The organism is Nocardia sp. NBC_00881 (genome assembly GCF_045207455.1).
Lineage (GTDB): Bacteria > Actinomycetota > Actinomycetes > Mycobacteriales > Mycobacteriaceae > Nocardia.
The window spans coordinates 708349-721661 of record NZ_CP108798.1; the positions used below are offsets into that span (position 1 = coordinate 708349).

Genomic DNA, 13313 nt, shown 5'->3' on the forward strand with positions numbered 1-13313 from the left:
CCAGTTTTCGTGGATCCGATCCTGAGATGAGCCGAGATGACCACCACCGATCCCGAGCTGGAAATCCGCTTTCGCGACAATCTGATGCCCAAGGCTGTCGCGGGTGTCTATACGTTCCGGGCAGAACAAGAACTCACCCACAACGATTCCGATGTCACCGGGGGGGAGGTACTGCGGGTCGAGGAGCAGTACGAGATCCGGGCGGTCCGCTTCGTCCTGGACGAATCCTCGGTGCACGCGCTCTATCCCGGCGCAGGTGCGAGCGGCCCGTATTCGCGGGTGCTGCCGCACATCACGCTGGATCGGGCGATCCTGCCGTGGGAGCGGCGGCTGCTCGGGCGGTCGGATCGGCCGCAGTGGCTGGCGCTGCTGGTGTTCGGCGAGGGAGAACTGCCCGATGACCCGCAGGCCCTCGGCTTGACCGTCACGCGGACCGTGGCCAAGCTGCGCGCCCCCGACGAAGCCCGGGTCAAGGGACCCGAACTCAGCGATCTCGGTATCGGCCCCACGATCCAGCAGAGCCCCTGCCAGACTCTGGATGTGCCGGCCGCGCTGTTCACCGCGATCGTGCCGCGCGAGGATGAGCTGCCGCACCTGGCACACGTCCGCGATGTGCGGACCGTGGCCCAGCGTCGTGATGACGACCCCGAGGTCTTGACCGAGGGCATGTACTCCGTGCTGACCGCAAACAGATTTCCCCGCGCACCGGGTTCCTATGCGGTGCACCTGGCTTCGCTGGAAGGGTTCAAGGATCGCCTCGGCCCGGACGGGCCGGGACCGAACACCGACGCGGTACGGCTGTGCGTGCTGAAATCGTGGTCGTTCACCAACGATCCGGTGGGGACGCTGAATATCCCCGCGCTGTTCGCCGGGCTGGCCGAGCCGGGTTACACCAATCCGGAACCACTCAACCTCCGCCTGAACCCAGCGGCGCCGTCGGGCACGCCCGGTGAATCGGAGCGCTACGCACGGGAACGATTGCGGCTCGGCTATGTGCCGGTGCCGTATCGGATGCCCTCGGGGGAACTCACCTACGCCTGGTACCGCGGGCCGTTCACCCCGATCACCGCGCCGGAACCACCGGTCGTCGGCGAGACCGGGCACACCACCGCCGATCACGCGCTGATCTACGAAACCCAGCACGGGCTGTTCGACATCGGCTACGCCGCCGCCTACACCCTCGGTCGCACGCTCGCATTGGCGGACCCGGTGTTCACCGAGGAGGTGACCAGAGCCCGCCGGGAGCTGGCCAACAAGGCCGTCGAGATGATGGCATTCGGCGCCGAACCGATGGTGTCGGATTCTGGTGCCTCGGCGCTGGCGCGGCTGGCCGAGCCGGGTTTCGGGGAGGGGTTGCTCCAGACGCTTGCCGCCCCGGCGGTCACCGGGCGCAGCACCCCGCGGCCCGCGACGCGTCGGCCGCGGCTGGGCCGGGTGCAGGCGCGGGCGACGCTGAACGAGCCACGCAGGCAACAGCTTCTGCGGGCTACCGCCATCAGAGGCGCACCGACCGTGCCCGTCTGGCTGGACGAGCTCGAGTCGCTGCGGCGGGTGCCGTTCAGCTACCTGGTGCCGCATCCGGAATTGCTGCCGCCGGAATCGTTGCGGCTGTTCCGCGTCGACGAGGCGTGGATCGAGGCGCTGATCGCCGGTGCCATCGATGTCGGCATCCACACCTCCCTCGATGAGCGGCTACACAACGAGTTCCGCGCGGGCATCGCCGGTGTCCGCAATCCCGCCAGACCGAAGGCGGGCCTGTTGATCCGCTCGGCGCTGATCGAGCAGCTACCGGAGTTCGACATGGTGATCAACGCCGGCGGATTGGAGATCAACGAACTGCGCCACGAACATGTCGCGCCGGACACCCTGCTGTGCCTGTTCGACCTGATGCCCGACGAGATCATCATGCGCGAGCCCGGTCAGGGCATCCATTTCGGCCTCGACCACGGCGAGGTCATCACCCTGCGCGACCTCACACCAGGAGACGGACTCGGCCACTCGCTGGAAAGGAACTTCCCCGCCACGGGCAGCGTCATCGATAGCCATGTGCGCCAACCGGTTTCGGGTCGCCGTCCGGTGGTGCTGAAACTCACCGGCAGCGGTGGGCTGATACCGGCGCTGGCCACCGAATTCCCCGGCACCGATATGTCGCCGGGCGCCTTCGCCATCCAGCTGGTCAACACCCCCGTCGAACAGCGCTTCATCGCGCGCAACAATGCCGACAGCGAGGACCGCCCGTGACCGACACCGACCTGATCGTCCCGATCGAACTGCACGCGCTGGTCGCCAACGAGAACGTGCGCAAACAGGAGGGCTACTTCACCCGCTGGGTGCCCTCCTTCTCGCTCATGGTCGATCCCACCGAGAAGTACCCCGGCGAACCACGGCCGTATGAGAACGGGGAATTGGTGCACGAGAACGACCTCTTCGAAGGCGTGCACCTGCAATGGGAGCTGCCGGAAGCGTTGACCACCGGCTACTTTCATCCTGAGACCGGCGACAGTGTGTTCCCGCTGGTGCCCAATCGCTGGCTGGTCGTGCGGTACTCGACGATCGGCACCACGCGCCGGACGGCGGGCTGGGTAGTGCACAGCGACTGCCTGGCCTCCGACGGTCTCGGTGTCGCCACCTCGAACCCGTACCTGAACCCACACGCCGAGCGCCCCACCTATGATCGAATCGGCCGGGCGCATGCCCTGTCCGACGGCCCGTGGCGGGAACCGAACACGCCTCGGGGCCTGTTCCTCACCGCGATCGGCGCCGGTCTGCCCGCTTTCGCCGCATTCGCGGCGTATCACAAGAACGTCTTCCACTTCCAGGACACCTTGGAAGATCTCGGAGTCGGCGGTAGACGACCGGCCACCGCGACGCTGAGCTATTGCGTCCTCGGCTGGTACTCCGACGACGACGCCGATATCCTGCGGCGCGCGGCCGACATTCCCAGCCTGCTGCCCCCCGACGCCCGTCAGCGCGGACTGCACGCGGTGCTGGAGGCGCTGGGCTGGCGGCCACCGAGCAATATGCCGGACACCATCGAACGCACCCGCTACTCGGGGACAGCCCTCGGCGTCGAATGGAAACACAAGATCGGCTTCCCTGGGCCCGCGCTCCCTGACCCGAGCGATGTGCCTGTCGCGATCGGGCAGAGTCTCGACGAGGCAGCCGAGGCCCTGGTGAATCACCAATCTCAACAGCCCGGCACAGGTGAACTCGTCCGCGCGCTGTTCCTCGGCAACCCGGACAGCCTGGACGACGCCGACGGGCCGATCGATCTCAACGAACTGATGCGCCGCTCATGGTTCGCAGGACGCGACGGCGGCTACCTATGGCGCGTCGTCAACCGTGTCGGCGACGATGCCGACACCCCGCACGCGCCGCCGGCGCAGCCCGACTGGCTGGACACACTCAACGCCGACCAGGCCACGCACGACACCGCCGCGGCCGCGCTCGCCGACGCCCAGTGGCGGCTGTGGTCGCTGTGGTGGTTGCGGCATCTGCCCGCAGATCACAGACCGTCTGGATTTCAGTTCGATGCGACGGAGTGGGACAACAAGGTCAGCGCACTGACCACGGCGGCCCGAGATCGCCAGCGGGAACTTGCCGCGGCGCGCGCCGAGATCCCATGGCATGAAGACCCCGCCGAACTCCCAACGGCCATCTGTGAATACGCGACGAACAAGGGCCTGCCCAGGCATCAGGAACTCATCCGCGCACCGCGTGCCCACTATCATCGGCCGAACGATCCGGTTCTGGTCCTCACCGGGTCCGGCGCCACCCGGCCACTGGGCCGCGACGGAGACGACCCGCTGCCATGCCGACTTCCCGCGCAGCTGCTGACCGAGGTGAGGGTCGGTTCGACCACGCTGCGACCGGAGTCGAATCCGCTGGCGCCCAACATCAGCGGGTTGGAGTGGGCCAAGCCACTGATCGCTGAGATGGCCATGCTCGATCAGGCGGCGCGCACCGCGACCGGAACGGACACGACCGCGCTGCACGACATCATCGCCGACCCCGACACTTTCACCGAGGGCCCGTTCCCCGAATACACGCGCGTCTGGGGGCAACCATGGCTGCCGCTGTTCCTGCAATGGGAGGTCGATTACTGCCCGACCCCGCTGGAGACCGACGGTACCGACCACTGGGAGTTCTACGACGACGGCTACCACTGGAAGGGGACCGGCGCCCCGTCCGGTGACGGTGTCGGCGCGCTGCGCTGGACACATTTCACCGGGCGCGCCTTCCTCACTCCGGCCATCCCGTATGTGCTGCGCGAGCAGACCAGGCGCCTGATCGACAGTGCCGGAGCGGAATTCGCGGGACCGCTGCGCAACTTGATGGAGGATTTCGGCAAGCTGGAGTTGCTGTCGCAGAATCTCGACGGATTCAACGACTGGCTGCTGCAACTCGACGGTGCCGCTCAGCCGGTCACCGACGCGGCCATCCTGACCGAGGCGGGCCAGAGCAACCATGTTCCCGACGGTGCGGGCGATCGCCGCCAGCGCCGGTTCCAGCCGGTGCGCGCGGGCCAGTTCTATTTCACCGATCTGCGGATCATCGACCGCTTCGGGCGGGCGTTGCGCCTTGTCGGTCCCGAACAGCAGCAGCCGATCGACTTCGAGCCGGTGCGCGCGACTAGTGTCGTCGCGGAGAAACCGCTGAGCACCCCTCCGCTGCCCAATCAGGATCGGTTCATCCAGTTGCCGCCCCGGCTGTTGCAGGACACCCGGCTGGTGTTCGAGCCGGTCCGCCACCAGGATGACGCGCCGCTGACCGCGGCCTCATCCACCGAGCCGGGCATGGACACACCGGTGGCGGGTTGGGTGCTGGTCAACAACCTCGACCGGACATTGCTGGTGTACGCACCGGACGGCAGCCCGCTGGGTGAGCTGCGCATGATTCGCCAGGCCGACGCGATCGACGCGCTCGCCTGGACGGCGTTGCCGCACGCCGCTTTCGCCGAACCAGAGGAATTCGCCGCCGTCTACCCGCACATGGCCGGATTCGTTGTGGGACTTCGGGAGGCGGGTCTGGCCGCCTTCACCGACCTGATCGCCACCATCGATAACGCGCTGGACGCGATCACCGACCCAGCACCGGAGGAGGACCGTGCTCCGGCCCGGCTGATCGGCCGCCCGGTCGCCCTGGTCCGGGCCCGGCTCGGGGTGGAACTGCTCGGTCCGACGCTCACCGACCCCAGCTGGGATACGGCGTTGAACCCGCCCGAGGAGAATTACCCGGCCCACCGGTGGCCGATCCGGCTCGGCGAGTACCAGCAGCTGGCCGATGGGCTGATCGGCTACTTCACCTCCGAGCTAGGCGAGGACACCGACTACCGGACACTGTGCGTCACCGATTGGATCAGCGTCGGCATGAGTGGCTATCTCGCGCCGATCGGCACGGGCGCGGCTCTGGCTCTGCCCGCCCGTCCGGTCGACCAGCCGATGACCCGATGCGTGACGCTGCTGGTCTGCCCGCACACGGCCGTGCACGCCACCACCGACATCCTCCCGGTCGCCACCCTGAAGGTCGACGCTGAGGTCACCCATCGGGCACTGGCCGCCGTGCGCGCGTCCTTCCGGCTCAACCCGCTGCTCGCACCGGAACGACCCGGCGGCACAGCAATCGCGTCCACCTCACTCACGGTCGATCCCGCCCATCCGGTGGAACTGATGCTCGACGGGGACCTGTCGACCTGCTTCCGCAGCACCGCCCATCCCGACACCAGCCACTGGGTGATGCTCGATCTCGGATCCGAGCGCAACATCGCCGAGGTGCACTTCTATCAGGGCGACGGGCACGGGCCGCACGAGCGCACCCTGCACTCTGGGATATTCGAGTACTCCATCGACGAGCAGGCGTGGAGGCCGTTGGGCGACTTGCCCGATCGGGTCGAAGAACACCATCTGCGGCTCCCAGATCCCGTCGCCGGCCGCTACGTCCGCCTTCGATCCACCAGCGCAGACAACGGAATGCCGTGGGCGATCAGACGATTCGACGTGGTCACCGATCCAGCAGACGGCGGTGTCGTCATGCCGAAGCCCGCGTCCTGGTTCGGCGACTGGACTTGGGCCGAACCACAAACCGGTGACGGTCACGACATGTGGACCGATCTGTCGATCCTGGCCGCCGACACCGCAGCCCATTTCGGTGACGCCATCCCGATCGCCCGCGCCGGATACCTGCAGCTGCGGCCTACAGGTCTGGAAGAGGAAGGAACCCGATGACCACGCCGGATTCCACACTGCTATTGCCCTACCGGATAGAGGCCGGACCCCAACCCCGCGCCGAGACCGGGCCGACGCACCGGCAGTTCCGGTTGACAGTCGGGGACGGCGAAATCGAATCGGGTGAGCCGGTGCAATGTCGCGGATTCACCGTTTCGGTTGCCGCACACAGTGACCCGCGGCTTGCCGCGCGCGCGGTGTCGCTGAGCACCGCGGTGTCGGCGGTGAGCGGGCGCGCACACGGACAGCAGTGGTGGATTGTTCCCGACACCACCGACCCCGCCAGGGTGGTCTTCCGCATCCGGCCCGAGGAACCCGCGCTGTTCGACGGTTCGTGGTCGGTGTCGTTCCAGATCGAGATGAATCCAGGTTTCGACAGCGACATCGTCGACATCACCGAACACACCGCGGTCGCATCCACCTTCACCGACCGCGGCGGGCACGTGCGGATCAGCACCCTCACCGCCGGGTCATTGGCCGGTTTGAAAGGACAAGCATGAGCGAGGGAATCATGTCACAGCGTGCACCAGACATGACCGACACCGTGGTGACCACCTCCGTGGGGGCGGACCACGGCCATCCGGTGGATCTGATGCTCGATGGTGATCCGGACACGTTCTATCGCAGCGCCGCTCATCCGAAGCGGGACGACTGGGTCATGCTCGACTTCGGCGCGCCCCGGGCGATCGGCGCGGTGACACTGTTACTGGGCAGCGGCACCGGCCAGTGGACTCTGCATTCCGGAGTGCTCGAGTATTCCGATGACTCGACCGGCTGGACCGAGTTGGCCACCGTGCCGTCCGGGGTCGCGACATTCCATCACTACGCCGATACGCCGGTGACCGCCCGGTACCTACGACTGCTCTGCCTCGCCGACCAGGGGTATCGCGTTGCCATCCGCTCGTTCGAGGTACGGGCGCCGGGGCTCCTGCCGCCGTCGGTGGCGCCTGCTCCGTTTCCGTTGCGGGTCAGTACTTTCGCGGTGCCGGCGTACGGCAAACTGGTGTTCTCGTTCACCGGGCCCGCTGGGTCGAATGCCTCGACGGCGGTGCGCTGCAAGTCGATTCTGATCAAGGTACCGACCGGGCGTCGGCCCGAGGCGTTGACCAGCGCGCCCGCACGAATCCGGTCGGGCGCGGCGCCGGTGGCCGGGGAGGAACAGGGCTATCACTGGAATGTCACCCGCCTCAGCACCGACCCGGAGGTGACGGTGTTCCGGTGCCGACCGGAAGTGACCGCGCGGTTTCACGCCGGGTGGACGTTGACTATTTCTTTGGCAAGCATCGAAATGAACGGTGCGGCAGGAACGGCGTGGATAGATATCGAAGAGGAGACCGCGCTACCGGATTCGCCGGACGCATTCACCACGCGGGTGAGCCGGTATGCGGCGGCTAAGAGCGCTGATGAGTTCTATTTCGAGAACCTGCGACCACGCAGCGCGGTGGTCGGCTGGAACCAGCCGATCGATCTGCTCTGGCACGGATCGGGAAACGCGCAATACCGCATGTACTTTCGCGATGTGGACGGTAAAGAGACCAGTGTCGAGGTGGACAACGGATTCTGGACCACACCCCGGTGCACACAGAACGCCAATTTCACCCTCGAAGCCACCACCAGCGGTGGCCAGAAGCGATATCTCACCACGTCGGTAAAGGTCGAGGGCGGTGCGATCGATGCCGCGTCGCTTCGGGTGACCGGCACCCTCACGACCCCGCGGATCACCGCGGAAGACGGGCAGGTTATCGAATTCGCAGGCACCAGCCTGCACACCGTCCACGGAAATCTCACCGTCGAATCCGACGGCGAGCTCGTCTGTGCACATCCTGTCAATGTCGGAGGCGACGTCGAGATCGAGGGGAAAGTCACGGGCGCTGATCGTATCGAAGCTAGCTCCGACTTTTTTACGGGTCGCCGGCTATCCGTGCGGGAAGTCGCGGTCGCGCTGTTGGACCTGCAGTCGTCCCCGTCATACGGCTGGAGTGGGGGATCGCAAAGCGTGATATACGTGCTGGTGGCGTCTTCCACAGCGGATGGCCCGAGCATGAGCCGCATGGAACTGGACCACGGGAACGCGAAGATCGTCGCCGAGGCAAAGGCGGATTCGGGGGACACCGCAGCAGCCGTACTTGTCGCATCCCCTGGCTGCTATGTCGTAGCGAGGGCACACCAACCGGATTCCGCGCAGGGGACAAAACATGAATTCAAGCCACGCGGACGGTCTTGGTGAGTTCCAGCCTGCCACCTCACTCACTTCACTGAAAGGGCAGTCGTGACCCCCTCCGATCTTCCCGCGACCGCGGATGCCGGCACGCAGTCCAGCGAGTGGCTGCTGACCGCCGAAACAACCATGGGTGCGGCCGACGGTCATCCACTGGCGCACATGCTCGACGAGCGGATGTGGACCTTCCACCTCGGCAACCGGAATCCGCAGGAATATGATGCCGTGACGGTGACACTGCCGCCGAGCACCTGGCTGGAACTGTCCAGTGTCACGGTCGACCTCGGCGACGGATTCGGTGAAAACCTCTGGCCTGATTCGGTGTTGGAGTATTCGCCCGACAAGTCGGCTTGGTGGCCGCTTGGCACCTACGATGCCGGGATCGACCGGATCGATGTCGATTCCGCCAGCCCGATCGCTGCCCGGTACGTGCGGTTGCGGGCCACCGCCGCGGGTGCGGTTCCGGTGGCCGTGCGCCGATTCCAGGTTGCGGCGCGCAGCCGGGTACCTGCCCTGCTCACCACCGATCCGGCTCCCCTGCAGATGAGCACCTTCGCACACGCCCGGTTCGGGACCGTGCACCTCTCGTTCGGCCGTGACTGGGGCAGCGGCGCGGCGCTGCCGACCTACTGCCGGGCGATCTCCGTGCGCGTACCGGCCGGGCGTCAGGGCTGGGCGCTGACCCTGGACCCCGCAGCGGTCCGATGCTCGGCGAGCGCGGTCGAGGGCCCCGACCAAGGGACCGAGTGGGAGCCACAGGAACTCGACGATCGGCACCCCGAGTACGCGGTGTACTCCTTCGTGCCGCGGGATGCCGCCATCTTCGACGGAACCTGGCAGGTCGATCTCACCCTGTCCGATATCGAACTCACCGGTGTCGCACAGACCGTGTTCCTCGACATCGACCAGGTAGTGTCGCCGTCCGGCCGGGACGACGACTACGTCACCACCCGTAGCCGGGTCGCCGTCGAAAAAGTACCTGGCGGCTTCTATTTCCACAGTCTGCGACCGGACACCGCAGCAATCACGGCGGGCACAAAGACTTGGCTGCGGTGGGAGGGGCCCGGCAGCGCCCAGTATCGGATGTACTACCGGGGCACCAATGGAGCCGAGACGAATATCGCGGTGAGCGACGGCTGTTGGGAGACGCCAACGCTGTCCGAAAGCACCCACTTCACACTCAAGGCGACCACGGGCAACGAGGATCACTACCTCACCACGTATCTCACTGTCGCACACTCCAATACCGCGGCCAGGGTAGTTACCGGCAGTCTGTCACCCGCCACCATCGCCTCGGGCACCAGCGATCCACTCACTATCGATGGCTCGATGCTGGTCAGAAGTGAGTTGTCGATCGGCTCGCTGACCTCGCACGGCCCCGTCCAGGTCGCGTCGCTGACATCTCGCGGTGCAGTCCAGATCCGGGACACCGAGGCGCTGCGCATTAAGGACCTGGTCGTATCCCGGTTCGTCGAGCCGGGTGACGATGCGATCGAACTGTTCGGCACACCGCAGCGATTCTCACTGTCGATCGGGGCCACCCGGCGGTTCACCCCTCGCACGGACGGCTACGCGATACTCACGGTCACCAGGACCACCACCCGCGCTCTGGCCAGCATCACCACCGAAGGGATCACGGTGTGGGCCGATCCCTCTTCCACAACCAAGGCCACGACACTGCTGCCGGTTCGCCAGGGCAATCTCGCCGAGGTGCGGTTGACCGGCACCGGATCGTCGTCCGCCGAGTTGATCTGGATTCCATTCGGCAACGGCGCAATCTCCCTGACCGGGTGACGGTCGCGAACCCGTAATCGGAAAGGACATCATGACGACCAGCGAAAGCGCCAGCTCGTATCCCGATATCCGATGGGGCCGGATCACTGCGGCAATGCCCGCCGCCGACGGATACCCGGCGGAAAACATGATCGATGACAATTCGTCGACGTTCTATCTGAGTGCCGAGGCGCCGCAGGCGGGTGCGGAGATCCGCATGGTGCTGGGCTACCAGTACCGTCTCCGTCACCTGGTGATCGAATTAGGCGACGGTGCAGGCAACCACCTGTGGCCGAAGTTCAGTGTGTGGTACAGCGTCTACGGTGAGCAAGGCTGGCGCTCGGTCGGACCGGTGGGGGCGGGGGTACAACAAATCGAAGTTCCGCTCTCACATGGATCATCGCGTGTCACGGCCCTGAAGTTGGTGGTCGACGAACCGTGTAGCGATCCGGTGGCGGTGCGCACGCTGGACATCGTTGCAGACCACGAGATTCCGACCATTCTGACTTCCACCCCGAATCCGCTGCCCGTCAGCACCTTCGACGAACTTCAGTATGGTCGGCTGCGGATCATCCTGGGCCCGATGTCCGGGGCAGACCAGGTGACACATTGCACGGGTATCGCGATCCGTGTTCCGCTGGGCCGCCGTGCGCAGGCCTTGGCCGACAACGCCGCCGCCGCCGCGTGTTCGGTGAATGCCGGAAACGCCGGCGTGCGCTGGACGCCGCTGGCGCCCGACCTTTCCGACCCCGATATCGCGGTGTTCCGCTTCGTTCCGGAAGGTCGGGACTCCTTCGACAACACGCGCCGGGTGGAATTCACCGTGTCCGGACTCGAGGTGAACGGTGCGCCGTGGAGAGTACCGATCAGCGTGGACCAGGTGGCGGCATATGGGTGGCGCCCGGATGACTACTTCGTCAACCGCAGCCGATATGTAGTCGAGAAGGTCGCCAACGAGTTCTACGTCCACAGCTTCCGCCCGGCCAGCACCGTCGTCGACTACAACCGGACCGCGACCCTGCTGTGGGACGGCGTGCAGAACGCAAAATACACGATCTCCTTCCGGGATTCGGCAGGTGCCGAACAGACGGCGCAGGCGAGTGGCGGCAGCTGGACATCGCCTCCGCTGTTCGACGCGACCAATTTCACGCTCACAGCCACCCGCGGCGGACACGTCCGGCATCTCACCACCCACCTCGAGGTGGGCCGCAAGGCGCTGTCCTTTACCGACTTCACCGCAACCGAAAACATCACCGTCACAGAGAGAGTCGTGCTTGCTGGCGGCGCGGGCATCACCATCGGTTCGCCGGGGGTGACAACCCGGGGGCTGACGGTGGAGCGACCGATCCGGGTGACGGGGGGCGCTGTCCTGACAGACTCGCTGACGGTCACCGGGGCCGCGGGGCTTTCGGGCACGCAGATACACACCGCCGGCGATGTCGAGGTCGTCGGTAGCCTGGACGCCCGGTTGGGTATATCGCATCTGCACGGTGCGCCGCAGATTTTCGCGATGCGCAGCGGTGTCGAGCAGACCTTCACCCCGCCCACCGACGGATACGTCATGGTCTCGGTCACCAGACAGCCCGGCGCGACGGGGGAAGCCAGGATCGGCAGCGAAGGGGCCACCGTATGGGCCAGTCCGCCGACGGCGTCGGGTGAACCCGAGGTGCGCTCGGCCATCCTCCCGGTCCGAAAAGGCAACGCCACCACCGTGAAATACACCGGCTCGGGCAGCTCATCGGCGACCTTGCTGTGGATGCCCTTGGGCACTGGAACCATTTCGGGAGTCGGGTAACGCCGATCCCACGAGCCACACAACGTGTGGCAGGTGTCAATAGAACTCGTGAGCGGAGGGCGAGATGCCGGTCGAGGCAATCTTTTTCAATGTCGGTCAGGGCGATTGCACCCTGCTGTGGTTCTACGACAGAGGTGTCGATCCAGCGACGGGAAAGGGCACGCACGCCATCCTCATCGATTGCGGATCATCGGGAGCGGTAGCGCCGATGACACCGCCCACCGGCGCCAAGGGCAACGCGAGCGCCCTGATGGTCGCCCACTTGAAAGCAAAGCTCGCGAACTACCTCGAGCGGCTGGACAACCCGCGCACCCTCGATGCGCTGATCATCACGCACCCGGACAAAGACCACTTCAACCTGCTCCACAAAGTGCTGCTCGACGCCACGGGCAAGCTCGCGTACACCATCAAGGCCCTCTATTACACCCTTGATCCCATGGAGTACCGCGAGGGCGGTGGCACATTCATGAAGGATTTGCTGACCGATCCGGACACGCTGACGAGCCCGGCCGGGCACAAGGTCGAGGAGAGGCCGATTGCGATGGACCCTCAGACCGAACCGCTTCCTCTGCTGAGCCGGGATACGTCCCGAGCGAATCTGCTCATGCTCGGTGGTAGCTGGTACGGAGACGGTGTAATCCATGGACGCAAGGGCCCGAAACGGAAACGTGTTGAGTACACCAAGGAGGAAATCGCGAATCAGAGCAGCTTGGTGACGGTGTTACAGGGGGAACGGGACAGTGGCGGCAAACGCCAGCGGGTGCTGTTGATGGGCGATGCGGTGGACATCACCGAAATGCTGCTGATGGGGTTTGATAAAAAGAAGGATTGGATGGGCCGACAGTCAAACCTGTGGCTGAAGATGGGCCACCACGGCAGCGCAACCTCGACCTGCGACGAGTGGATCGAGCACACCACCCCGGACGGGCTGTTCGTCAGCACCGGCATGCTGCAGTTCAGCGGGGCCTCGACGACCTTCACCGAAGCCAATATTCGCGGTCGGGTGCTGCCAACGTGGAAGAGGGTTCGGGGCGCGAACGGGATCGCGGACCCGGTGGTGACTGCTCGATCCCGGATCTACGGATATCAGCCGACTGCCGATCCGAAGCAGATCTGGGCGGTGTCCACCACGCAGGGCGTTTTCAGCAACTTCTGCGAGCCGGGAATGGCCTTCCCGCAACCGGCGGAGCTGGACAAACCGCTGCTCGCCGGAAACCGTGACGCATGGCGCGGAGCCGACTGGCACCTGCGCCTGGACCATCCTACGGACGGCACCTACTCCATCCACGCCGAATAAGACCCG

7 protein-coding genes are annotated in these 13313 nt (G+C 65.8%); all 7 read left to right on the forward strand.

The genetic code is table 11. From position 1 onward, the window contains the following. The first annotated feature begins 36 nt into the window (after nucleotides 1–36). The 7 genes from OH799_RS02695 to OH799_RS02725 all read left to right on the forward strand — a co-directional run bounded on the left by OH799_RS02695 (nucleotide 37) and on the right by OH799_RS02725 (nucleotide 13307). Complete coding sequence (locus OH799_RS02695) at nucleotides 37–2241, forward strand: hypothetical protein (RefSeq protein WP_406275209.1); 2205 nt, start codon at nucleotides 37–39, stop codon at nucleotides 2239–2241. Continuing rightward, entirely contained in the window at nucleotides 2238–6224 is a 3987-nt protein-coding gene (locus OH799_RS02700) for a discoidin domain-containing protein (RefSeq protein ID WP_406275212.1), read from the forward strand. Before OH799_RS02695 ends, OH799_RS02700 begins: the two co-directional genes overlap by 4 nt. Further along, nucleotides 6221–6724: a hypothetical protein gene (locus tag OH799_RS02705; RefSeq protein ID WP_406275215.1), complete on the forward strand. Its 504-nt coding sequence runs from the start codon at nucleotides 6221–6223 to the stop codon at nucleotides 6722–6724. Before OH799_RS02700 ends, OH799_RS02705 begins: the two co-directional genes overlap by 4 nt. Beyond that, nucleotides 6721–8451 carry a discoidin domain-containing protein gene (locus OH799_RS02710; protein WP_406275218.1) on the forward strand — a complete coding sequence of 577 codons (1731 nt, stop codon included), beginning with the start codon at nucleotides 6721–6723 and terminating at the stop codon, nucleotides 8449–8451. Before OH799_RS02705 ends, OH799_RS02710 begins: the two co-directional genes overlap by 4 nt. A 42-nt stretch (nucleotides 8452–8493) precedes the next feature. Continuing rightward, on the forward strand, nucleotides 8494–10236 hold the full coding sequence (locus tag OH799_RS02715; RefSeq protein WP_406275222.1) for a hypothetical protein: 1743 nt from the start codon (nucleotides 8494–8496) through the stop codon (nucleotides 10234–10236). A 31-nt stretch (nucleotides 10237–10267) separates the two neighbouring features. Then, a complete protein-coding gene (locus OH799_RS02720) occupies nucleotides 10268–12010 on the forward strand; it encodes a hypothetical protein (RefSeq protein ID WP_406275225.1) in 1743 nt (580 codons plus the stop codon). Nucleotides 12011–12074: 64 nt separating this feature from the next. Beyond that, nucleotides 12075–13307 (forward strand): MBL fold metallo-hydrolase, encoded by a 1233-nt coding sequence (locus OH799_RS02725; RefSeq protein ID WP_406275228.1) that lies wholly within the window; start codon nucleotides 12075–12077, stop codon nucleotides 13305–13307. Nucleotides 13308–13313 lie beyond the last annotated feature (6 nt).

Coding starts and splice junctions, on each gene's coding strand:
- OH799_RS02695 (WP_406275209.1), top strand. CDS start 37: ATGACCACCACCGATCCCGAGCTGGAAATCCGCTTTCGCGACAATCTG.
- OH799_RS02705 (WP_406275215.1), top strand. CDS start 6,221: ATGACCACGCCGGATTCCACACTGCTATTGCCCTACCGGATAGAGGCC.
- OH799_RS02725 (WP_406275228.1), top strand. CDS start 12,075: ATGCCGGTCGAGGCAATCTTTTTCAATGTCGGTCAGGGCGATTGCACC.
- OH799_RS02710 (WP_406275218.1), top strand. CDS start 6,721: ATGAGCGAGGGAATCATGTCACAGCGTGCACCAGACATGACCGACACC.
- OH799_RS02720 (WP_406275225.1), top strand. CDS start 10,268: ATGACGACCAGCGAAAGCGCCAGCTCGTATCCCGATATCCGATGGGGC.